Below are 20,962 nucleotides of genomic sequence, written 5' to 3' on the forward strand. Positions count from 1 at the left end.
CTCCCGGCCCGGCGGGCGAGACCGGGCGTTCAGGCCCGGACCTCGCGCTCTCGCAGGCCGGCCGGGTCGATCACCTCGCGGATCAGCCGCAGTTCGGCCTCGTCGGGGAGCCTGGTCGTGGTCGCCGTCGAGACGTCCAGGGTGAAGCCCGTCTTCTCGGCCACTTCGTCGGCGGTCACTCCGGGGTGCAGCGAGCGGACTTTCAGCCGGCCGTCGGCGTCGTAGTCGAGCACGGCGAGGTCGGTGACCACCACGCCGAGCCTGTGGAACCGCAGGGATGTGCTCCGATGGGCGCGGGCACGGTCGTTGCCGACACCGCAGACCACGTCGACCTGCTCGACGAAGACCCGGGGCGAGTGTGACGGCACCCAGTAGTCGACCCGGTGGTTGACGGTGTTGCCCGGCGCGCCGCGGACTCCGATGAGCTGTCGTCTCGGCCGGCGCCAGTCCCCGATCGCCGAGATGTTCTGGTTGCCGTACCGGTCGAGCTGGCCGGCACCCATCATGCTGTGCCGGCGGCCGGTGCCGAGGATGTCGAAGACGCTCCGGAGCGGGGCCCAGCCTTCGATGGTGCCACCGGCAGCGGCGCCCCGGCCGAGCGGCGGGGGCTCGCTCATCAAGAAGCACTCCCCGTCGGTCAGGACCAGATCGGGGGAGTGGGTCAGCCGCGCCAGCCTGGCGCTGATGGCCGGGATCGTCCCGACCGCGTGGGCCAGCACCTCGCCCGCACCGCGCCAGGCGTCGCCGCAGGCGACCGCGCAGATCTCGGCCCTGGTCGCGTCCGTACTCACCGCTGCTCCCCGCTGTCGGTCCGGCTCTGGTGGTGGGCTTCGACGGCGCGCAGGTAGTCCGCCTCGTCGCCGCCGAGGAAGGTCTCCCGGAAGGCGTTCCAGGACGCGGCGTCCTGGGCGGCGGCCACGTAGTGCTTCTGGAAGGCCTCGTCGCGCCCGTAGTCCGGCTCGCATGAGGTGAAGTGCGCGCCCCGCGGCGCCTCGACCACCGCGGTGACGAACATCCGGCTGAGCAACAGGGACTGCGGCGGTCCGAGCTTGCTCAGCTCCGCGGTGTCCACCAACTGCTCGACGCTCATGATGCAGCGGTCGGAGGCCCTGGCGAACAGGTCGTCGAAGTAGGGGTCGGGGCCCAGGTACTGGCCGTTGCCCTGGGCGTCGCCGCGGTTGAGATGGATGAGCGAGATGTCCATCCGCACACCCGGCACCGCGACGTACACGTCGTCGTCGTACGGCGAGGCGACCGTCTTCATCCCGGGGTTCATGCTCATCACGTCGCTGGCGAGGCCGGCTCGTGCGGGCAGGAACGACAGCCGACCGGCCCCCGCGCGCAGTGCGGTGACGAACATGCCTTCGTCGTACTCGGCGGTCTCGAGCGCGCCCGACTCGCGCGCCGCCCGGAAGTGGGGGTCGAGCGGGATGCTGTCGAGCGACACGAAGCCGTAGACGAGCTTGCGGACCTTGCCGGCGGCGCAGAGCAGCCCTACATCGGGGCCGCCGAACGTGACGACCGTGAGGTCCTGGACGTCGCTGCGCAGCAATGCGCGCACCAGCGCCATCGGCTTGCGCCGCGAGCCCCAGCCGCCGATGCCGATGGTCATGCCGGACTCGACCTGGCTCACAGCCGAGGCGAGCGACATGGTCTTGTCGGCCACGCCATCCCCTCCCTAAACCTAGCGCTTGTTTGGTAGCGTAGCCGGGTGTGGCGCGGTTGTCACGAGGGTGGTTGCGCGGTTGCCGGTTGATCAAGCGCTTGGTTTGGAGTGGGGATGGAACATACGGCAGTGACAGGCAGCGCCGCCGGTCGTACGGCGGTGGGCGAGTGAGCGGTATGCCCCGCCGTCGCCTGGGCGACCTCGAGGTCTCCGCGCTCGGGTTCGGTGCCATGACGCTCACCCAGGTGCCCGGTCACGACGTCGAGCGCGGGGTTCGTGCCGTGCACGCGGCGCTCGATGCCGGGATCACCCTGTTCGACACCGCGGACGTGTACGGCCCCACGGGCGGTTACGGCGTGAACGAGACCGCGCTCGTGGCGGCGCTCCGGTCCTGGCCCGGCTCCCTGGACGACGTCGTCGTGGCGACCAAGGGCGGCCATACGCGACCCGGTGAGACCACGTGGTGGATCGACGGGAGCGCCGCGCACCTGCGCCGCGCCTGTGAGGAATCGCTGCGCCGGCTCGACTTCGACGCGCTGCCGCTGTACCAGCACCACAGGCCCGATCCCCGTCGGCCGTACGCGGAGTCGATGCAGGCACTGCGGGACCTGTACGACGACGGCCTGGTGCGGCGCGTCGGTATCTCCAACGCCGGTGTCGAGCAGATCCGCGAGGCCACCGCGATCCTCGGTGACGCGCTCGTCTCGGTGCAGAACGAGTACTCGCCCGGCCGGCGGGTCGGTGAGCAGGAGATCGCACTCTGCGAGGAACTGGGGCTCGCCTTCCTCTCGTGGGGCCCGCTGGGCGGCATGCGGGAGGCCAAGGCTCTGGGGTCCTCGACGGCGGCGTTCGCCGAGGTGGCGGCGGAGCGCGGGGTCAGTCCGCAACGCGTGGCCCTGGCCTGGCAGTTGGCCCGCTCGCCGGTGATCATTCCCATCCCGGGGGCGAGCCGCCCCGAGTCCGTGCGGGACTCGGTTCCGGCGGTGGAGCTGGTGCTGACCGAGGCCGAGCTCGCCGCCCTCGACGGGGTGGGCCGGTGATCTCAGTGCGGCGGTTCGACCAGTTCCACCCGGACGCGGTCGGGGTCCAGTACGTAGACGACCCGGTGGCCGGCGAGCGGCTCACCGGCCACGATCGGTGCGGACAGAGCGGTGGCGCCGCGGCCGCGCAGCCGCTCCAGGGCGGCATCGAGGTCGGGCACCAGGATGGCCACATGGGCGGCGCCGACATGGCCGTTGTCGGGGTCGATGACGACATCCGAGCCGCCGACGTACTGGAGCAGCTCGACCGTCGTCGTGCCGGCCGCGGCGGTGACGAACGCCTGGCGGACGATGACCCCCGGGTGCCCGGTCACCGCGTCGACGCGGGGGCCGCGGCGCTCGTAGGGGCCGAGCCGCTCGCCACCGAGCAGGTCCTCGTAGAAGGCCAGCGAACGTTCCAGATCGCTGACGGTGATTCCGACGTGGTGGACGGCTGTCATGGTCGATGTCCTCGGTGTCTCGGCGTTGCCGGTCAGATCGCAATCTAGCAAGCGCTTGGTTAACGTGAGGGAGGAAGTCATGTCCGGCCTGGTTGACCTGACGGGGAAAGTGGTGCTCGTGACCGGTGGGGGGCGCGGTCTCGGCGCAGCCCACGCACGCACCCTCGCCGCACAGGGCGCGAGTCTTGTGCTCACCGACGTCACCGCGGAGCCCGCCGAGGAGACGGCCGCCGCGCTTGACGGGCAGCATCTGGCCGCCGCGCTCGACGTCGGTGACCGTGAGGCGTGGGACCGTGTCGTCGCACTGGGTGTCGAACGGTTCGGCAGGATCGACGGGCTGGTCAACAACGCCGGGCTCTGCCTGGCGGCGCCGTTCCTGGAGACCAAGCCCGACATGTTCGAATCCCAACTCCGGGTCAATCTCTACGGCGCGGTGCACGGCATGCAGGCCGTGGTCCCGCACATGCCGGCCGGCGGCTCCATCGTGAACATCGCCTCGGTTGCCGGACTCTTCGGCTGGCGCAACTCCACGGCGTACTCGGCGTCGAAGTTCGCGCTGCGCGGTCTCACCCACTCGGCGGCGCTCGATCTCGGCGAGCTGGGTATCCGGGTCAACTGCGTGTGTCCGGGCGCCGCCGACACGGCGATGCTGTCGCAGGAGTCCCGCGCCGGCCGCGGGGTGGTGGCGGACCTGCCCGTCCCCCGGGCGGCCCGCCCCGAGGAGATCAGCGCCCTGGTCGCCTTCCTGATCAGCGATGCCGCGAGCTACTGCACCGGCCAGGACTTCGTCGCCGACGGCGGGATGAAGGCGTGACCTGCTACGAGATCAACGGCGTCGTCCCGGCTGTGGACCCCACGGCGTTCGTCCATCCTTCCGCCACGCTGATCGGCGACGTCATCGTCGGGGCGGACTGCTACATCGGGCCGAGTGCCAGCCTGCGGGGCGACTTCGGCCGAATCGTCGTCGGCGCCGGCTCGAACGTGCAGGACGCCTGCGTGGTGCACGCGTTCCCGGGGGCCGACGCGGTGCTCACCGAGGAGTGCCACATCGGGCACGGAGCGATCCTGCACGGATGCCGGATCGGGCGACACGTCCTGGTGGGCATGAACGCCGTGATCATGGACGGAGCCGACATCGGCGAGGGCTCTCTGGTCGGCGCGTGCAGCTTCGTGCGCGCCGGCACGACCGTGCCGGTCCGCTCGCTCGTGGTCGGCAATCCGGCGACGGTGGTCCGTGAACTGGACGAGGACATGCTCGCCTGGAAGCGGGACGGTGCCCGCGTCTACCAGGAGCTGGCCGAGCGGAGCCGAAGGACGATGCGGCCCGTCGAGCCGCTCACCGCGCCGGAGACTCACCGACGCCGGGTCAGTACCGGTCCGGACGTCTCCCGGCCCCTCCACGAGCTCCGGGCCGAGCGTGCGAACCGGAACGGTTCCCCGTGACGTCCGCGCGACGGGAACTGGTGAGTGCGACCAGGGCGCTGGTCTCCGCCGTCGGGCGGACCGCGATCGGCCATCTGGAGATGCACCGGCTGGCGGCCCGGCTCCGCGAACTGACACCGACGCTCGAAGCGTCCCGGCTGCCCCGCGTGCCCCGCACCCGCTTCGACGACGCGGTCGGGGCACCGGAGTACGCCTGGCAGCGGGACAACCCGGCGCTGCCGGGCGTCGAGATCCGGTTCGTGGACGGTACGGCGCGGGCGGAGCTGCCGGACGGTCTCGACCACCTCTTCGAGGGGCCGGAGAACCTGGTGCACGGGGGCGTGGCCGCGATGCTCATGGACGTGGTGCTGTCGAGTCTCGTGCAGTTCCACGGGATCCGGTGCGTGACGGCGTCGCTCACCGTCGACTTCCGCCGGCCCACCCCGCTGCACCGGCCGCTGACCCTGACCGGCCGCATCGACGAACTCCACGAGCGCAAGGCGCTGGCCTCCGGCAGGGTGCTGCACGCGGGGGTCCCGACCATCGAGGCGCGAGGCGTCTTCGTCCGGGTCACTCCCGAGGAGGGGAGCTGAGCGCCGGGGAGGGGCGCCGGGCGTTCTCGACGAGGGCCCGTCGGTGCTCCGCGGCGCGGCCGAACAGCTGCGCCGTCGCGTGGGCGCGCTTGAAGTAGAGATGCGCGTCGTGCTCCCACGTGATCGCGATACCACCGTGCAACTGCACCATTTCCGCGGCCACATGGTGGAACGCGTCGGAGCACCATGCCTTCGCCAGGGCCGCCTGCCGTTCGATGTCGTCCGGTGCGTGGTCCACCGACCAGGCAGCCGCCCACGACATCGACCGGGCGGTCTCGACGGCGACGAGCATGTCGGCGCACCGGTGCTTGAGGGCCTGGAAGGAACCGAGCGGCCGGCCGAACTGCACCCGCTCCTTCAGGTATTCCACGGTGAGGTCGAGGGCGCGCTGCGCGGCCCCGGTCTGCAACGCGGTCGTGGCGATCGCCCCGAGGGCGCGTAGCCGCGGCAGCACCTTGGAGGCGTCGGCGGCGAGTACCCGAGCGGGCGCACCGTGGAAATCGACCGCGGCGAAACGGAGCGTCGGGTCGACGCCCGGTGTCGCCGCCACGACCGTACCCGGCTCCCCGGGCCTCACCTCGAAGAGCCCCGGGCCGGTCCCGGTGTCCGCCACGACGATGAGCAGATCGGCACCGACGCCGTCGAGCACCAGCGTGGCACGGCCGTCCAGCTGCCACGGTTCGCCCGGCCTGGCGGTCACGCCAGAGCCGTCCAGCGGCCATCGGCCGCCGTCGTCGGCCCAGCACAGCGCGGCGACGCTGCCGCCCTCGGCCAGCGCGGGGAGCAACCGCTCGCACGCCTCGGAGGATCCACTGAGCAGCAGCGCCTGGGTGGCGAGCACACCGGAGCCGAGCAGCGGCGAGGGCGTCAGGCCCGAACCGAGCTCCTCCAGCACCAGATGGGTCTCCAGGGAGGAGAACCCCGCGCCGCCGTACGCCTCCGGCACCGCCAGCGAGGCCGCGCCGATCTCCTCGCACAAGGCACGCCAGAGTTCCGCGTCGTAGCCGAGGTCGCCGGCGACGACCGCGCGCAGGTCCAGGGCGCCGGCACGCCTGGTGACCAAGGACCGGACCGTGCGGACCAGCTCCCGCTGCTCGTCGGTGAGGCCGAAATACATGGGATCAGCTCCTGACCAATGCGTCGAGCACACGTGTGCGATGCGCGGCCGTCGTTCCCCACGCGCCCACCAGGGCGCGCACCTTGAGGAGCCACGGGCTCAGGTCGAACTCCGGGGTGTAGCCGACCGCACCGTGGATCTGCGGCGCGGTGCGATCGGCGAGGTACGCGGCGTCCGTGCAGGCGGCCACCTTCGCGGCCGATACGTCGCGGGGCGCGTCGCCGGTACGGGCGGCCGGTTCGGGAGCCGCACCGCGAGCGAGTGGCCGGGCGAAGTCCAGGCTCACGCGGACGTCCGCGAGGGCGTGCTCGACCGCCTGGTACGCACCGATGACGCGGCCGAACCGGCGGCGGACCCCGGCGTACGCGACCGACTCCTTCAGCAGCAGCGCGCCCGCGCCGAGCAGGGTCGCGGCGCACGCGAGTGCGGCGGCGTCCGGCGCCACCGCAGGGCGGTCCGCGCCGATGCGGCCGACGGGCTCACCCGGTTCGACGTCGAACATGCGCCGGTCGGGATCCACCGGCTCCCGGGCCTCTCGGGCGACCACGGACCAGTGACCGCCGGCCGGGGTCCGCTCCCACTGGCGATGGGCTCGGGCGCCGTCCTCCGTGTTCATCGACGGGAGCCGCCCCGGACTGTGCTCGGCCGGCCACGTCCGGGCCTTCGCCCTGAACGCTGCTTCCTGTTCGGTGAACTGGAGCGTCATGCCGGGCCTGCCGCTCGCTTGCCGGCGGCTGCCATCGCGCGCGCGTCGAGCCCGGCCAGTGAGTCGGCGCCGACCTCGGCGTTGTGCGCGTGTGCCGCGTGGTGGAGGCCGAACACCGAGTCCATGCCGGCGCGCAGGCCCATCAGGTCCTCGGCCTGGTTGACGGCCTTCTTCGTCAGCGCCAGCCCCAGGCGGGGCATGCCCGCGATCCGCTCGGCCATCGCGAACACCGTGCGCTCCAGGTCGGCGCGCGGCACGACATGGTTCACCATGCCGAGCTCATGAGCGCGCTGTGCGGTGAACCGGTCGCCGGTGTACAGGAACTCCTTGGCGGCGCGCGGGTTCATCACCCAGGGGTGTGCGAAGTACTCCACGCCCGGGATGCCCATCCGGACCACGGGGTCGGAGAAGAACGCGTCGTCGGAGGCGATGACGAAGTCACAGGACCAGGCCAGCATCAGTCCGCCCGCGACGCACGCGCCCTGGACCATCGCGATCATCGGCTTGGGGATCTCCCGCCAGCGTCGGCACATGCCGAGGTAGACCTCCGACTCGCGGGCGAAACGCGAGTCGACGCCCTGCTTGTCGGTGTGGTCCCACCAGAGCACGGCCTTGCGCTCGAACGACTCGTGGATGTCGCGGCCGGGCGTGCCGATGTCGTGACCGCCGCAGAAGTGCTTGCCCTTGCCGGCCAGCACGATCGCCTTCACGTCGTTGTCGTCGACGGCGCGGGCGAACGCCGCGTCCAGCGCGTACGTCACCTTGGCGTTCTGGGCGTTGCTGTAGCGGGGCCGGTTCAGCGAGACCACGGCGATCGGACCGCGCACTTCGTAGGTCACCACGGGACCTACGTCGTGGGGCTGCTCCTGCTCGCTCATGTGTCCTCCGAAAGTCGTCGCCAACGTGTCCTGTGCATGCCGGGGAGGCGGCAGAGCGCGCACATCCGTTATACCAAACAAGTGCTTGGTAGGCTATCGTGCGTGCTATCCCTGCCTGCCGTTCTGCGACGAGCCGACCGTCCGGAGCGCGCGATCACCTGAGGAGTGCTATGGACCTGACCTTCTCCGCAGAGGACGAGGCGTTTCGCGAAGAGGTCCGGCAGTGGCTCAGGGACAACCTCGTGGGCGAGTTCGCGCAGCTCAAGGGCCTCGGCGGGTCAGGCCGGGAGCACGAGGCGCACGAGGCCAGGACCGCGTGGAACCAGCACCTCGCGGCGGCCGGCTGGACCTGTCTGGGCTGGCCGGTCGAACACGGTGGGCGTGGACTGAGCCTGTTCCAGCAGGTCATCTTCCACGAGGAGTACGCCCGTGCCGATGCGCCGGCCCGGGTCAACCACCTCGGCGAGGAGCTGCTCGGCCCGACCCTGATCGCCCACGGCACCGAGGAGCAGCGCCGCCGCTTCCTGCCAGGGATCGCGGGTGTCACCGAGCTCTGGTGCCAGGGCTACTCCGAGCCGGACGCCGGCTCGGACCTGGCCAATGTCCGTACCCGGGCGCGGCGCGAGGGCGATCGCTGGGTGATCGACGGCCAGAAGGTGTGGACGTCGCTCGCCCAGCATGCCGACTGGTGCTTCGCCGTGGTCCGCACCGAGGCGGGATCGCAGCGGCACGCGGGCCTGTCGTACCTGCTGGTGCCGATGCGTCAGGAAGGCGTCGAGATCCGCCCCATCCAGCAGCTGACCGGCACCTGCGAGTTCAACGAGGTCTTCTTCGACGGCGCCGTCACCGACGCCGCCCTGGTGGTCGGTGCCCCCGGCGACGGCTGGCGCGTGGCGATGGCGACGCTCGGCTTCGAGCGCGGCGTGTCGACCATCGGGCAACAGGTCGGCTTCGCGCGCGAGCTCGACCTCGTGACCGACACCGCCCGCGCGAACGGGCGCATCGACGACCCCGACATCGCCGACCGGATCGCACGCGCGACCCTCGGCCTCGAAGTCCTGAGAACCCACGCGCTGCGGACGCTGAGCCATTACGACGCCGGATCACAGGGGCCGGAGGCCTCGGTGTCGAAGCTCCTGTGGGGCCGGTGGCATCGGGAGCTGGGCGAGCTCGCGATGGACGTTCTCGGGGGCAGCGCACTCACCGTCGAACGAGCGCCGTACGAACTTGACCGGCTGCAGAGCCTGTTCCTCTTCAGCCGCGCCGACACCATCTACGGAGGGTCGGACGAGATCCAGCGCACCATCATCGCCGAGCGCGTACTCGGCCTGCCGAAGGAGTCCCGAGGATGACCCGCACGCAGCAGCCCGTTCCCGCCTGCGTCCCGGCCCACGGCCTGCTGAGGGACCGGACCGTGGTCGTCACCGCGGCGGTCGGCGCCGGGATCGGCGCCGCGGTCGTCCGCCGGGTCCTCGGGGAGGGCGTTGACGGCCGGGTAGTCCATGGCGACCACAGCGATGCGACCGTCGACGAGTTCCGTGGAGATGCCCATCACATTCTGACGAGCGATTGCTTTGTGCACTAGCATTTGCTTGGTTTCTGGAAGCGTCAGTCTCACCGAGAGGAAGTGACATGCCAGGGATCCTCGACGGACGGGTGGCCCTCGTCACCGGGGCCGGCCGCGGCCTCGGACGCGAGCAATCGGTCTACGGGGCGCGGTCATGAGCGCCGCCCCCGAACTCGTCCCCCAACTCGCCCCCGCGGGCGCCTGGGCAGGACGCGAACTCGGTACCCGACGCGTGACGTGGACGGAGCGGGACGCGATTCTCTTCGCGCTCGCTGTCGGAGTGTCCCCGGACCGCCTCGACCTGGTCTTCGAAGACCGGCTCCGGGTGCTCCCGACCTTCGCGCTCACGCTCGCGCAGTGGGCGCCCGATCTGCTCGGCGCCGGCGGCGCCTTCCAGGTCGGCACCGCCCTGCACGGCGCTCAGCGGCTCGAGGTGCGCGGTCCGCTCCCACCGCATGGCGAGCTCGACCTGACCGCCCGCGTACGGGCGGTCTGGGACAAGGGAGCCGCCGCCGTCTTCGAGGTGGAGGTCACGAGCGAGCTCTTCCGGGCCACCTGGTCGATCTTCGCCCCCGGTGCGGGCGGATTCGGCGGCGAGCGCGGACCCTCGCGCCCGGCCGGGCCCTCCACACCTGCGACGTGGACGCAGGATCTGGCGGTGGCGCCCAACGCAGCCGCGCTGTACCGGCTCCTGGGCGACCGCCACCACATCCACATCGATCCACAGGCGGCCGCGGGGATAGGCCAGCCCCGGCCGATCCTGCACGGCCTCGCCACCCTGGCCTCCGCGGCGGTCGTCCTGGCCGATCGCGTGGATGCCCACCCGGCTGACCTGACCCGGCTCGAAGGCCGGTTCAGCTCGGTCGTGTTCCCCGGCGAGACGGTGCGCATCGAGGCCTGGGGCGACGGCGGGTTCCGGGTGCGCTCGCCCCGCGAGGTCGCAATCGACGGCGGCGTGGCCGAATTCTCGGACCGGTGCGTATGAAGACCCTGGTCATCGGTGGTACAGGCCTGATCGGCGTTCACGCCGCCCTCGAACTCCTGGGCCGCGGCCACGAGGTGGTGATCGCGGGACGTCGCCGGCCCGACGCGTCGTCGCCCGTCGCATCGCTCGACTTCAGGTCCGGCGACTATGCGAACGGCGACTTCGACATCGACGTGCTTCGGGGTTTCGAGGCGGTCGTCTTCGCGGCAGGCAGCGATGTCCGGCATGTGCGGCCGGAGAACGAGGGCGCGGATTTCTGGACGCGGTACCAGTCCGCCGGCGTGCCCGCACTGGCCCGTCGCGCGCGAGACGCGGGAGTCCAGCGCTTCGTGCAGGTCGGCAGCTGTTACCACATGGTCCGGCCGGACCTGATCACGACCGATCCCTATGTGAGGGCCCGCCGGGACGCCGACGAAGGGGCCCGCGCGCTCTCGAGCGGCGACTTCGCCGTCACCACGGTGAACCCGCCTCCCATCGTCGGAATGATCCCAGGCTCGTCCGCCCGCTGGTTCGCACGAATGGTGCGATGGGCCCGGGGAGAGCACGACGACCGGTTCCCGCCTCTGGTCGCGCCGCCGGGCGGCACCAACTACCTCACCGCACGCTCGCTGGCCGAGACGATCGCCGGGGCGCTTGAACACGGTGCGTCCGGCGCGGCCTACCTGGTCGGCGACCAGAACCTCACATACGCGGAGTACTTCCAGCTGCTCGTCGACATCGCCGGGGGGACCGGGCAGGTCCGGGTTCTCGATGCCGAACACCCTTTCCTCCCCGACCGGATGATCGTCCCCGGTCGCGGAGCAGTGGTGCGTTATGAGCCGCCCGCGGACGAGGTCGCCCTGCTCGGCTACCGGCGTGAGGACGTGGCCGCGACGCTGACCGAGATGGTCGAGGCGAGTTGAGGGTCGGCCCGAAGCTGAGCCGGCCCTCGTGACCGGCGGGTCGGCTCACGCGACCGCTGCCCCGTCCTTCGCCGGGCCTGCCGAGGTGCCCGCCGCCGGGGCGGCCCCGCACCTGGAGGCCGCTGCCCGGCAGCGAACCTGTACCGCGGCGGCCTCGCGCCGACGCGTCGAGAACGGGCGGCCGGCTCCCTGATGCGCCACCGCGATCATGCCCTTGACCTCCGCGATCCTGGACGCCGTGACCGGCGAGTGAATGAATCGAACCGGCGACCGGTGCACCAAGGCAGCCGTCACGGCTGGAGGATCGAGATCTCCAGCTCAGGATCGAATCCGGAGTCCGCAGCGACCCGGCGAGCGAACTCGCGAACACCCTCCAGTTGGCGTTCGCCGAAGGAGAAGTCCAGAGCCTCGGTGTAGTAGCGGCGCAAGGTCTCCTCGTCGAACGCCTCCCATCGGGCGGCCTGCTCGCAGACCTTGTCGACCTCGGCCATCGAGAGGTCCCGGGACTCCAGGAAGGCCCGGTGTACCTCGCGCACGATGTGTGGGTTCTGCTCCAAGTAGTCCTTGCGGGCGGCCCAGGCCGCGAAAACGAACGGCAGACCGGTCCATGCCTTCCACATCTCGCCCAGGTCGTACACCCGCAGGCCCAGCTCCTTGGCCTGATGAAGGTAGGTGCGCAGCGCGGCGTCGCCGATCACAACCGCGGCGTCCGCGTCCTGCATCATCACCGGCAGGTCCGGCGGGCAGGTGAAGTACTCCGGACGGACCCCTTCCCGTTCCTCCAACAGGAGCCGAGCCAGGCGTACCGACGAGCGCGAGGTGGAACCCAAGGCGACCCGGCGCCCGTCCAACTCGCCCAGCGGGACCTGGCTGAGGATCAGGCAGGAGGTCACCGGACCGTCGCTGCCCACCGCGATGTCCGGCAGCAGCACCAAGTCGTCGGCGTGCTTGAGATACTCCATGCAGGCGATCGGACCGATGTCCAGGGCTCCGTCGACCAGCAGGTTGCTCAGCCGGTCCGGGGTGTCCTTGGTCAGCTCCAGGTCGAGCAAGCTGCCGGTGCGGGCCAGGCCCCAGTAAATCGGCAGACAGTTGAGGAACTGGATGTGCCCGACCCGGGGACGCTTGGCCGGTACATGCGGGACGCGAGCTACGCGAGAAATATCCACTCCCGCAGGCTAGTGCTTCACTCCGAGAGCAGGATGTGACCTCTGGTGTCGGCTCCCGGGACTCTCGTGCCCTGCTGGTCCGCGCCCCCCCCCGCGAACGGCTGCCTGCGCTGTCCACCGCGTGACCTGTCGGTCGGTGGCCGCCTACCACGGCTGGTGTGGGCCAAGCGCCGCTGGAACAAGACAATCGCCCGCGACGCCTACGGCTTCCGCAGCCCAGGCAACCAGCGCTTCCGCACCCGCTGCGCGACCACCCGTCGAGCCCGTGGACACCTCGATGCCCGCTAATTTCGTTGAGCCCGCACCCTGCAATCGTGTTGGCTAGCGGCACCGAACTGTCAGTACCGCAGGTGTCCGCTTGGCTGTAGCAGGGAGTTGAACGTGCAGGACATTGCTGTCGACCCGGTTGCCCACAATCGGGCAGCCTGGGACAAGTATGTCCAAGAGGGCAACGAGTGGTCGAGGCCGGTGAGTGCTGAGGATGTCGAGCGCGCCCGCATGGGCGACTGGTCGATCGTTCTCATCGGGCGTGAGCCAGTCGAGCGCTCCTGGCTGCCGACGGACCTGACCGGCAAGGACGTGTTGTGCCTGGCCTCCGGCGGTGGCCAGCAGGGTCCGATCCTCGCCGCCGCAGGGGCGCGGGTCACCGTATTCGACAACTCACCCCGCCAGCTCGGCCAGGACCAGATGGTGGCGGCGCGCGACGGACTCGAGCTGCACACCGTCCTGGGCGACATGCGCGACCTCAGCGCCTTCGGCGACGCAACATTCGACGTCGTATTCCATCCGGTCTCCAACGTGTTCGTACCGGACTTGGCACCGGTGTGGCGTGAGTGCTTCCGCATCCTGCGACCGGGCGGAACTCTGCTCGTGGGCTTCCTCAACCCTGATGTGTACTTGTTCGACCACGAGGCGCTCGACGAGCGCGGCGAGCTGGTCGTCGTGCACAAGCTGCCCTACAGCGATGTCACGCAGTACTCCGCCGAGGAACGCGCCACGAAGTTCGGCGCGGATGCCCCTCTTGAATACAGCCACACCCTCACCGACCAGATCGGCGGGCAACTCGCCGCGGGGTTCGTCCTCACCGGCTTCGTGGAAGCGCCGCACCAATCCAACGCGTCCGCTCAATACATGTCGCACTATTTCGCGACGCTGGCGGTCAAGCCGGGCTGACCCAGCCGTGGGGCCGGCCGAGACGGCCGTGTCTCCGAATGGCCAAGTGGAGCGCTGTGCCAGCCCGACCCCCCCCCCACTAACTTCGCTGAGCCGACATTCACCAACTGGCCGCAGAGCCCGAACACGAAGCTGACCGCAAGGAGCACGGGAACCGTCACCACAGAGGGGGCCTTCCCTCGTGATGGTGGACACGCTTCGTTGATCACGCGGCGAGCGTGAGCTTAGCCGCGTGATCGTTATCGGCCAGCTCGGTCAGGGTGCCGACGACGGCCCGCTGGTAGGCGTCCTCGATGAAGGTCGCGGAGGGTCGGACATATCGCATGGTCGAGCTGACCGTTCAATGACCGCGCATCTGCTGGATCGCGGCCAGGTCGACGCACCGTCGTAGTTGTGGGTCGCACAGGCCCGCCGCAGGGCCTGAGGGCTGAACCGCTCGGCGGGCGGGACGTCCTTCGAGTTCCGTGGGACAGCGCAGCCGGCCGGTTGCGGATCGTCCCGCGATGCGGGCTGCCGCCGCACTCGTCGGCGAACAGCACCGGCGAATCGGGGAACTTGGGCCGCACATCCTCAAGGAACGATCGCAGCACGCAGACGCTGCTTGACCCGAACGCCGTCCAGAACTACGGAGATCGCCGACGGAACGATCCCTGCTTCGAGGCAGGCGGACTCGTGAACAAGGCCAGTGCTTGCCGCGCATTGGGCACGCGGGGATCGGCGACGGCTTGTTGCCCTTGTCTCGGTGTTCGCGGCTCCTTGTGAGTCGCCCCGCCCGTCATGCTTGGTCGGCGCGGTGGAGGGGGCCCGTCCAGCACGGACCGGCCCCCTCCAGTTCGCCGCCGGTTACCGGCGTTCAGCTCAGGTGGTGGGGATGATTCCGAGCTGCTGGAGGACCGTCACGCCGTCGTCGAGCCCGACTTCCTCGACGATGAGGCCGTCCTGGACCTTGAGCACCGTCGTGCCGGTGAAGCGGAGCTTCTTGCCGGAGGCCGCGGGCGCGGAGCCGATGGGAAGGTCATCGAAGATGATCGGCCCGGTGTGCGTGCCGCCGCCCTCCCACTGGCCGACGACGTAGTCGCCCTCGGCGATGAGGTCCGCGGTGCCCCAGAAGTTGAGATCCGGGAACGCGGTGCGGAACTTGGTCGCGAATTCGCGGACCTCGTCGTGTCCGCGCATGGGTTTGTGCAGCGAATACTCGAACCGGATGTCCGGAGCGGCGAGCTCGTCGATGATGCCGGGGTTGAAGGGGTTGCCCCAGAACTCCGTGAACCATCGGCCGACGATGGCCTTGTTCTCCTCGAGCGACATGAGTTTGTCCTTTCTTTCGGTGGTTGCCACCGGTCCGCCGACTGGCGTGGTGACATTTCGAAGACGTTGGCGGGAACCGATATGTGAGATCGGTGGTGAAAATTCGTGGGTGAGGGCGGAGTGCCTGGTGGTACGACCGTGTGGCCTTGTGCAGGGGAGCCCGGGGCGCACTGATACCGGATTTGCGTGCGTCATGAATCGAATGGATCGTCATGGCAGTCGCAGAGCCGTGGTGGTGCCCTCGCGGATTGATCCACGTCAGAATGTCGGACGTATTGCTGTCGGCCAGGCCGATATTCCCCTGGCCGCGTGATGCCGGCGAGCATGCGCGGGAAGGGCCGTTGTACGACCACGGAATGGGAGGGAGGACGAAGCCTGCCGCTACCGGAATTTCCCCTTGGAAGTTCAGACGTGCCCGGTCGGATCCGGTGGGGGCGTGGAGCGTCGGTGATGCCTCGGTCAGGCGGTCATCTCGATGGGGTGCAGGCCGAGGGCCTTGTAGATGGCCTCTGTCGCTGTGCCGTCTCGGACGATCACTCGGTCGATGCCCGCCGCGCGCGCGTTGCGCAAAAGTTCGATCTTGAGTACCTGCTCCACCCACGCCGCGTGGGTGGGCTCCGTCCATGTCACGACGTCGCGAGCGATATCGCCGGTCGGGTCGATGACCGAGATGCCGACGGTCTCGTAGCCCCTGCACGCGACGACGACGAGGCTCTCGTCGCGGATCGTGAAGGGCATCACGTCGATGCCACCGCAGATCGTGGCGGTTTGGAGGAGGTCTCCGACCGCCGCGCCGAGCTGGGCCGACTGGGCGCTCTTATCCGCGAGACTCGGGAAGTGGTAGGTAGGTGGCAGCGGTCGCGCGCTGCGTCACGATCCAGTAGTTGTCGACGTCGAAGCGGGTCAGGTCGTATTCCTCGCCCTGTCGGCTGGTCATGCGCATTCCTCCCTGCACGCCCATCTGCAGCAGCGGTGCCCGCGACCGTCGGGCGCATGACGGTCGCGGGCATGCTGAGCTGACCGATGTCAGCGGTGCCGGGCGATTGCCTCCCGGCACGTGGAAGACGCCGGGGCGAGGAGGAACGTGAGATGGGTGCCTGGCTTCAGGCTCGTGTCGGTCCGGCCCCGGCCCCGGCCCAGGCCCCGGCCGCGCCGTAGGCGACGTCCGCCCACAGGTGCATGAGCGCGTAGGAGCGCCACGGCGCCCACGCCGTGGCAACGGTCCGCGCCTGGCCGACGGTGACGGCTCCGAGCGCCCGGCGGGCAACCAGGTCACCGGGAGCGAAGGTGTCGGGATGCTGCGTCGCGCGCACTGTGAGGTAGTCCGCGGTCCAGGGACCGATGCCGGGGAGCGCGAGCAGGGCGCGGCGCGCCTCGTCGACGGTGAGGTGCGCGAGCGTGAATCCGTTCGCCCATTTCTCGGCGACGGCCCGAAGCGTGCGGGTCCGCGCGCCGGTGAGGCCGACGGCCGCCTGCAGTTCCGCGTCGGGAATCGCCGCGAGATCCCGTGGTGCCGGGAGGGCTCGCAGCCCGGCTGTCGGCGTCCCGTAGGCGGCCACGAGCCTGCCCATGAAGGTGCGGGCCGCGGCGAGTGAGACCTGCTGGCCGACGACCGTCGCGGTCACCGCCTCGAACTCATCGGGGTAGCCGATGAGCCGGAGGCCGGGCCGGCGTTCGACCATCGGCCGGATCAGCGGGTCCGCGGTGAGGTGATCGGCGATCCGCGCGGTGTCGGCGTCGAGGTCCAGCCAGCGTCGAATCGCGACCGCCATGCCGTCGGGGTCGGGCATCTCGTCAGGGAGGTCGGCGACGACCCCGTCCTCGGTGAAGGTCACCTCCACCCGTGCAGGGCCGCCTGCGTGGGGCAGAAGCCGGGCGCAGGTGCGGCCCGGGACGTCGACTTCTTCGGCTCCTGGGATCGCGTGGGCAGCCAGCATCCGTAGAGCGATCTCGAAGTCGGTGGGACCGTTCGGGATCAGGTGCAGGAGGGTCACGATGTCCAGATTCCGGAGCTGCCCCGTCGATGCGAGCCGAGCAGATGGGTGTCGACGATGCCGATCGCCTCCATGAGCGCATACATGGTGGTCGGGCCGACGAAGGCGAATCCGCGTCGGCGCAGCTCCTTCGACAACGCGATGGACTCGGCGGACTTCGTGGGGATCTCTGCAAAGGTCTGCGGGCTGGGCGTGCTCGCGGGCCGGAAGGACCACACCAGCTCGGCCAGGCCCGTCTCCTCACGCAGCTTGATGGTGGCGCGGGCGTTGGTGATGGTCGCCTGGATCTTCTGCCGGTTGCGCACGATGCCGGCGTCGGCCATCAACCGCTCGACGTCGGTCTCGGTGTACGCGGCGATCGTGTCCGGGACGAAGTCGTCGAACGCCGCACGGAACGCGGGTCGCTTGCGAAGGATCGTCGCCCAGGACAGACCCGCCTGGAACCCTTCGAGACTGACGCGTTCGTAGACGCCGCGTTCGTCCGTGACCGGCATGCCCCACTCTGAGTCGTAGTAGTCGCGGAGCAGAGGGTCGACGGCTGCCCATGCGGGCCGGGCGAGCCCGTCGTCCCCGACGACGACGCCGGGGTCGACAGTGGTGGTGCTTGCATCCTGTGTCATTCGATCACCCGGCGAGTCCGGTCATGCGCATCGTGATGTTGATCCGGCCCCGGCTGATGCCGCATCCCTCGGGGGCGGTGTTCTCGTGCACCTTGGTGACACCGTGGTAGGCCAGTCGGGCGGGTCCGCCGAAGACGAAGAGGTCGCCGGAGGCCAGCAGCAGGTCGGTATAGGGTTTTCCGCGGCTTTCCGTGTTGCCGAATCGGAACGTGCAGCTGTCGCCGATGGACAGTGATACGACCGGGGCGCGGGAGTTTTCGTCCTTGTCCTGGTGCATTCCCAAGCGGGCCTTCGCGTCGTAGTAGTTCACCAGCGCGGTGTCGGGCGTGTAGGAGCTGATCGTGGCTGCGTCGTGGCCGGTGACCTTGAGGGCATGCCGTCCCAGACGGATCATCCAGTCGGGGAACGGAAGGACGCGGGCGCCGTTCACGTCGGTGGCCTCTCGCGTGTACTTGTACGGTTGCCAGTGCCAGCCCAGGCATACGGTGCGCACCGACATCTCGTGTCCGCGGACCTTCGCGGCGCGGATGGGGACAGGGCCTTGCGCCCACTGGCGGAACTGGTCCGCGATCCACCTCTGCTGATCCCGGGTCAGCCAGTCAGGGACGAGGGTGACGCCCGGGGCGATGTCTGCCCTGTCACGCCGGGGGAGCTCCGGAGTGAACAGCGCTGTCATCGCTTGCCCTCCGTGTGTGTCTTGCCCTCCGTGTGTGTCTTGCCCTCCGTGTGTGTGAGGTGTACGAGGCAGTCGTCCGCGATGAGCCAGGAGGTGCCGTCCGTGCTTGCACCGGCCAGGCCGTCCAGATTGGTCAGGCCGACGAGTCGGAGGGTGCGCGGGTCGCCGACTCCGGCGGTCGCGAGGGTGCGTGCGGGGCTCCAGGGGGTCGACCACAGCAGCCGCCGGGTCATCTGTGCCCAGCCGGTTGCCGGCCCGACCATCACCCAGAGGTCGGGGTTGGCGGCGGCGAACCGTGACGCGTGGCGCAGCCAGGAGGCCCCGGTCTCGGGCCAGGTGATCGTGTCGAGGGTTCCGCCTCCTGCGCGGTCCCAGGACGATGCGATCAGGCGTGAGGTCGCAAGGGCGTTGGGGGTGCGGCCGGAGCCGATCACGACAGTGCGGGCACGGCGGTCGCGGGCAAGTCTGATGACGGTCGCGACCTCGGCGTCCGTGGCCGTCAGGTCCGCGTCGTAACTCGCTGACGTCTTCAGCAAGGGGCTGGTCAGGGCTTCCATCGTGAGCCGTTCTCTCGAGCGGTCTTCCACGTCTGATAGCGGTCCTTGCAGCAGGCTCCGCAGGGGCGGAACCCGGCGGCGACCGCCGTGGCCTCGTCGGCGAAGAAGACCCGGTGTTTCACATAGCCGCCGCGAGCGATGGCGCGCAGCGCGGAGGGACAGTCGAGTCGTCCGTAGATCTTCGAGTCGCGGTGGCCGCCCCACAGCCCCTTGACCGCAGACCGGCGGGGACGGCCGTCTGCCCCCACAAGGGTGTACGTCTTCGTCGCGTCGCTCATGCGACGCTCATGCGGCGTCATGGAAGACGAGGGCGAGGGTGTGACGTTCGCCGGACCGGATGGCGGATACGCCGTGCCGCACCGGCGCGGCGGACCATCCGCGGGCGGACCTGACGGGTCGGTCGCGGGTGGTGAAGAGGTATCCGTGGCCGTGCGGCAGCAGTATGGCCGTGCCCCGGGACTGGGCGCGCGGGCGCTGTTCCAGCAGCAGGAATTCGCCGCCCGTGTGATCCACTCCGGGTTCGTTGAGGTTGATCACGACCTGCAACGGGAACACGAGGTCGCCGTACAGGTCGCGATGCAGGGCGTTCCAGTCCTTCTCGCCGTAGTGGAGCAGGATCGCCGAAGACTTCGTCTGGCCGGCGTCGTGACACATTCGGAGCCACTCATCAAGCGAGTCCGGCCACGGTGCGGGCCGGCCGAGTTTGGTCCACCAGTCGCGGGCGATGGGAAGCAGCCGCGGGTACAGCGCCTGCTTCAGCCGCTCGATCGGTTCCGGGTACGGCGCGTTGAAGTAGCGGTACCGGCCCTCACCGAAGCGGTGCCGGCCCATGTCGACGGTGCTGCGGAACAGGCCGTCCTGCTCGTACAGGCCCCTGATCTCCACGGTCTCCTCCGGGGTCAGCAGTTGCGGCAGCAGTGCGCCGCCGTACTCGTCGACCTCCGTGGTGATCGCCTTCCAGTCGCCGGACTCGACGCGGTCGTACCACCGATCCGTCTTCTTCCTGGCCGCCTTCGCGGTGTTCATGCCGCGGCCTCCAGGTTCAGCAGAGTGGTCTTGGCCTCGAGTCCGCCGATGTAACCGCCGAGCGTGCCGTCGGTACGCAGCACGCGGTGGCACGGGACGACGATCGGCAGCGGGTTGGTCGCACAGGCGGTGCCCACCGCTCGGACGGCCTTGGGGTTGCCGACGAGCTCGGCCATGTCCCGGTAGCTGCGGGTCTGGCCGTACCCGATCTCGGGCAGATGCGTCTGCACGAGGCGCCGGAATCCGCGAGACAGGGACAGGTCCAGCGTCAGGTCGAAGACCTGGCGGCGCTTGGCGAAGTACTCGTCGATCTCGCGAGCCACTTCGTCCAGCCGCTTCGGGGCGCGCAGGACGCGCGGGCTGAGCTTCTGGCCGAGGGCTTCCAGAACTCGATCGTGGTCCTCGCTGGCGTACGCCACGCGGACCAGCCCCTTCGGGGTGGCGGCGAGCAGCAGCTCGCCGACAGGCGAGTCGATGGTGGTGTAAGCGACATCGACGAGACCGGCCCGCTCTGCCGCCTCCTCCAGACGGCGGTGGAGCCGACCCAGAGTGTCGGCGTCCACGGGCGACGACAGCAGGGCGGTCATGTCGTCATCGTGGCGAGTGTCGTTCATGATGATGCTCCTTTCGTGATCGCGCCCGGATATTGCTTCCTGAGATTCTTGAGCCCGTCCGCGGCGGCTCTTCGGGCCGCATCGACGGTGCCGCCGAGGATCTCCGCGATCTCGGCGTATGCCAGCCCTCCCACATAGCGGTAGGCGACCGCCTGGCGTTGTTTGCTCGGGAGCCCCTTCACCGCGGCCCACAGGCCGGAGTCCCCGGAGTCCGGGATGCCCCGCCCTGTCGGTGCTTCCGGTACCTCGTCGACCGGTAGGGGGCTCCTCTTCGCGACACGCAGCACGTCGATCGCCTTGCGATGCGCGATCGTCACGAGCCATGCCTCCACGTTCGCCGTCTCAGGCAGGTCGGGATAGGCGCGCATGGCGGCGAGGAACGTCTCCGACCATGCGTCGTCCGCGTCGTGCGGGCCGAGAACGACCCGGCAGACGCGCAGCACGGTTGCGCCGTGCCGCGCGACTACGTTCTCGAACGGTTGTTTCATGTCCATCCCATTGAAGACGTA

The 20,962-nt window shown here is 69.9% G+C and carries 26 protein-coding genes; 9 read left to right on the plus strand and 17 right to left on the minus strand.

All coding sequences use genetic code 11. The annotated features are described in order from the left end of the window. Window positions 1–29: 29 nt before the first annotated feature. Both ACWD5D_RS16480 and ACWD5D_RS16485 read right to left on the minus strand, forming a co-directional pair. Complete coding sequence (locus ACWD5D_RS16480; protein ID WP_451373388.1) at window positions 30–791, minus strand: CoA-transferase subunit beta; 762 nt, start codon at window positions 789–791, stop codon at window positions 30–32. Further along, window positions 788–1,666, minus strand: coding sequence for a CoA transferase subunit A (locus tag ACWD5D_RS16485; protein ID WP_451373389.1), 879 nt, complete (start codon window positions 1,664–1,666; stop codon window positions 788–790). The genes ACWD5D_RS16480 and ACWD5D_RS16485 overlap by 4 nt, the downstream gene beginning before the upstream one ends. Window positions 1,667–1,842: 176 nt before the next feature. Here ACWD5D_RS16485 and ACWD5D_RS16490 point away from each other — a divergent pair, with 176 nt between their 5' ends. Continuing rightward, on the plus strand, window positions 1,843–2,706 hold the full coding sequence (locus ACWD5D_RS16490) for an aldo/keto reductase (RefSeq protein WP_451373558.1): 864 nt from the start codon (window positions 1,843–1,845) through the stop codon (window positions 2,704–2,706). 2 nt (window positions 2,707–2,708) lie between these two features. Here ACWD5D_RS16490 and ACWD5D_RS16495 read toward each other — a convergent pair whose 3' ends face one another. Next, window positions 2,709–3,146 (minus strand): VOC family protein, encoded by a 438-nt coding sequence (locus tag ACWD5D_RS16495; RefSeq protein ID WP_451373390.1) that lies wholly within the window; start codon window positions 3,144–3,146, stop codon window positions 2,709–2,711. A gap of 79 nt (window positions 3,147–3,225) precedes the next feature. Here ACWD5D_RS16495 and ACWD5D_RS16500 point away from each other — a divergent pair, with 79 nt between their 5' ends. The 3 genes from ACWD5D_RS16500 to ACWD5D_RS16510 are packed head-to-tail and all read left to right on the plus strand — an operon-like array spanning window position 3,226 to window position 5,161. Then, window positions 3,226–3,960, plus strand: a complete 735-nt coding sequence (locus ACWD5D_RS16500) for an SDR family NAD(P)-dependent oxidoreductase (RefSeq protein WP_451373391.1) — start codon at window positions 3,226–3,228, stop codon at window positions 3,958–3,960. Further along, window positions 3,957–4,589, plus strand: a complete 633-nt coding sequence (locus ACWD5D_RS16505) for a gamma carbonic anhydrase family protein (RefSeq protein WP_451373392.1) — start codon at window positions 3,957–3,959, stop codon at window positions 4,587–4,589. The genes ACWD5D_RS16500 and ACWD5D_RS16505 overlap by 4 nt, the downstream gene beginning before the upstream one ends. Beyond that, window positions 4,586–5,161, plus strand: a complete 576-nt coding sequence (locus ACWD5D_RS16510) for a PaaI family thioesterase (protein WP_451373393.1) — start codon at window positions 4,586–4,588, stop codon at window positions 5,159–5,161. The genes ACWD5D_RS16505 and ACWD5D_RS16510 overlap by 4 nt, the downstream gene beginning before the upstream one ends. On the opposite strand, the gene ACWD5D_RS16515 is transcribed toward ACWD5D_RS16510, so the two are convergent. Genes ACWD5D_RS16515 through ACWD5D_RS16525 form a run of 3 tightly spaced genes read right to left on the minus strand, consistent with a single transcriptional unit; the run spans window position 5,139 to window position 7,862 of the window. Beyond that, window positions 5,139–6,278 carry an acyl-CoA dehydrogenase family protein gene (locus tag ACWD5D_RS16515; protein ID WP_451373394.1) on the minus strand — a complete coding sequence of 380 codons (1,140 nt, stop codon included), beginning with the start codon at window positions 6,276–6,278 and terminating at the stop codon, window positions 5,139–5,141. The genes ACWD5D_RS16510 and ACWD5D_RS16515 overlap by 23 nt on opposite strands. A 4-nt stretch (window positions 6,279–6,282) precedes the next feature. Next, window positions 6,283–6,984, minus strand: coding sequence for an acyl-CoA dehydrogenase family protein (locus tag ACWD5D_RS16520; RefSeq protein ID WP_451373395.1), 702 nt, complete (start codon window positions 6,982–6,984; stop codon window positions 6,283–6,285). After that, window positions 6,981–7,862 carry an enoyl-CoA hydratase gene (locus ACWD5D_RS16525; RefSeq protein WP_451373396.1) on the minus strand — a complete coding sequence of 294 codons (882 nt, stop codon included), beginning with the start codon at window positions 7,860–7,862 and terminating at the stop codon, window positions 6,981–6,983. The genes ACWD5D_RS16520 and ACWD5D_RS16525 overlap by 4 nt, the downstream gene beginning before the upstream one ends. 170 nt (window positions 7,863–8,032) lie before the next feature. On the opposite strand from ACWD5D_RS16525, the gene ACWD5D_RS16530 reads away from it, so the two are divergent. From ACWD5D_RS16530 to ACWD5D_RS16545, 4 genes are all read left to right on the plus strand, one after another. Continuing rightward, window positions 8,033–9,214: an acyl-CoA dehydrogenase family protein gene (locus ACWD5D_RS16530; protein ID WP_451373397.1), complete on the plus strand. Its 1,182-nt coding sequence runs from the start codon at window positions 8,033–8,035 to the stop codon at window positions 9,212–9,214. Continuing rightward, the gene (locus ACWD5D_RS16535) at window positions 9,211–9,447 is read left to right on the plus strand and encodes a hypothetical protein (RefSeq protein ID WP_451373398.1); all 237 of its coding nucleotides are present in this window, start codon (window positions 9,211–9,213) and stop codon (window positions 9,445–9,447) included. The genes ACWD5D_RS16530 and ACWD5D_RS16535 overlap by 4 nt, the downstream gene beginning before the upstream one ends. A gap of 136 nt (window positions 9,448–9,583) precedes the next feature. Beyond that, window positions 9,584–10,414: a MaoC/PaaZ C-terminal domain-containing protein gene (locus tag ACWD5D_RS16540; RefSeq protein WP_451373399.1), complete on the plus strand. Its 831-nt coding sequence runs from the start codon at window positions 9,584–9,586 to the stop codon at window positions 10,412–10,414. Further along, window positions 10,411–11,316, plus strand: coding sequence for an NAD-dependent epimerase/dehydratase family protein (locus ACWD5D_RS16545; RefSeq protein ID WP_451373559.1), 906 nt, complete (start codon window positions 10,411–10,413; stop codon window positions 11,314–11,316). Before ACWD5D_RS16540 ends, ACWD5D_RS16545 begins: the two co-directional genes overlap by 4 nt. A 290-nt stretch (window positions 11,317–11,606) precedes the next feature. Here ACWD5D_RS16545 and ACWD5D_RS16550 read toward each other — a convergent pair whose 3' ends face one another. Further along, entirely contained in the window at window positions 11,607–12,485 is an 879-nt protein-coding gene (locus tag ACWD5D_RS16550; protein WP_451373400.1) for a menaquinone biosynthetic enzyme MqnA/MqnD family protein, read from the minus strand. 381 nt (window positions 12,486–12,866) lie between these two features. Between ACWD5D_RS16550 and ACWD5D_RS16555 the strand changes: the two genes are divergently transcribed. Beyond that, window positions 12,867–13,658 carry a class I SAM-dependent methyltransferase gene (locus tag ACWD5D_RS16555; RefSeq protein ID WP_451373401.1) on the plus strand — a complete coding sequence of 264 codons (792 nt, stop codon included), beginning with the start codon at window positions 12,867–12,869 and terminating at the stop codon, window positions 13,656–13,658. Window positions 13,659–14,516: 858 nt separating this feature from the next. On the opposite strand, the gene ACWD5D_RS16560 is transcribed toward ACWD5D_RS16555, so the two are convergent. The 10 genes from ACWD5D_RS16560 to ACWD5D_RS16605 all read right to left on the minus strand — a co-directional run bounded on the left by ACWD5D_RS16560 (window position 14,517) and on the right by ACWD5D_RS16605 (window position 20,941). After that, window positions 14,517–14,966 carry an ester cyclase gene (locus ACWD5D_RS16560; RefSeq protein WP_451373402.1) on the minus strand — a complete coding sequence of 150 codons (450 nt, stop codon included), beginning with the start codon at window positions 14,964–14,966 and terminating at the stop codon, window positions 14,517–14,519. A gap of 459 nt (window positions 14,967–15,425) precedes the next feature. After that, a complete protein-coding gene (locus ACWD5D_RS16565; RefSeq protein WP_451373403.1) occupies window positions 15,426–15,704 on the minus strand; it encodes a hypothetical protein in 279 nt (92 codons plus the stop codon). Between the two features lie 365 nt (window positions 15,705–16,069). Beyond that, entirely contained in the window at window positions 16,070–16,960 is an 891-nt protein-coding gene (locus ACWD5D_RS16570; RefSeq protein WP_451373404.1) for a DNA-3-methyladenine glycosylase family protein, read from the minus strand. Then, complete coding sequence (locus ACWD5D_RS16575) at window positions 16,957–17,580, minus strand: DNA-3-methyladenine glycosylase I (RefSeq protein WP_451373405.1); 624 nt, start codon at window positions 17,578–17,580, stop codon at window positions 16,957–16,959. The genes ACWD5D_RS16570 and ACWD5D_RS16575 overlap by 4 nt, the downstream gene beginning before the upstream one ends. Before the next feature lie 4 nt (window positions 17,581–17,584). Further along, window positions 17,585–18,256: an alpha-ketoglutarate-dependent dioxygenase AlkB family protein gene (locus ACWD5D_RS16580; RefSeq protein WP_451373406.1), complete on the minus strand. Its 672-nt coding sequence runs from the start codon at window positions 18,254–18,256 to the stop codon at window positions 17,585–17,587. Then, window positions 18,253–18,813 (minus strand): hypothetical protein, encoded by a 561-nt coding sequence (locus ACWD5D_RS16585; RefSeq protein WP_451373407.1) that lies wholly within the window; start codon window positions 18,811–18,813, stop codon window positions 18,253–18,255. Before ACWD5D_RS16585 ends, ACWD5D_RS16580 begins: the two co-directional genes overlap by 4 nt. Continuing rightward, window positions 18,801–19,091 carry an Ada metal-binding domain-containing protein gene (locus ACWD5D_RS16590; protein ID WP_451373408.1) on the minus strand — a complete coding sequence of 97 codons (291 nt, stop codon included), beginning with the start codon at window positions 19,089–19,091 and terminating at the stop codon, window positions 18,801–18,803. The genes ACWD5D_RS16585 and ACWD5D_RS16590 overlap by 13 nt, the downstream gene beginning before the upstream one ends. 7 nt (window positions 19,092–19,098) lie before the next feature. Then, a complete protein-coding gene (locus ACWD5D_RS16595; protein WP_451373409.1) occupies window positions 19,099–19,839 on the minus strand; it encodes a 2OG-Fe(II) oxygenase in 741 nt (246 codons plus the stop codon). Further along, window positions 19,836–20,453 carry a methylated-DNA--[protein]-cysteine S-methyltransferase gene (locus tag ACWD5D_RS16600; RefSeq protein WP_451373410.1) on the minus strand — a complete coding sequence of 206 codons (618 nt, stop codon included), beginning with the start codon at window positions 20,451–20,453 and terminating at the stop codon, window positions 19,836–19,838. The genes ACWD5D_RS16595 and ACWD5D_RS16600 overlap by 4 nt, the downstream gene beginning before the upstream one ends. Continuing rightward, window positions 20,450–20,941 (minus strand): RNA polymerase sigma factor, encoded by a 492-nt coding sequence (locus ACWD5D_RS16605; protein ID WP_451373411.1) that lies wholly within the window; start codon window positions 20,939–20,941, stop codon window positions 20,450–20,452. Before ACWD5D_RS16605 ends, ACWD5D_RS16600 begins: the two co-directional genes overlap by 4 nt. Window positions 20,942–20,962: the final 21 nt, after the last annotated feature.

The organism is Streptomyces sp. NPDC002520 (genome assembly GCF_053595235.1).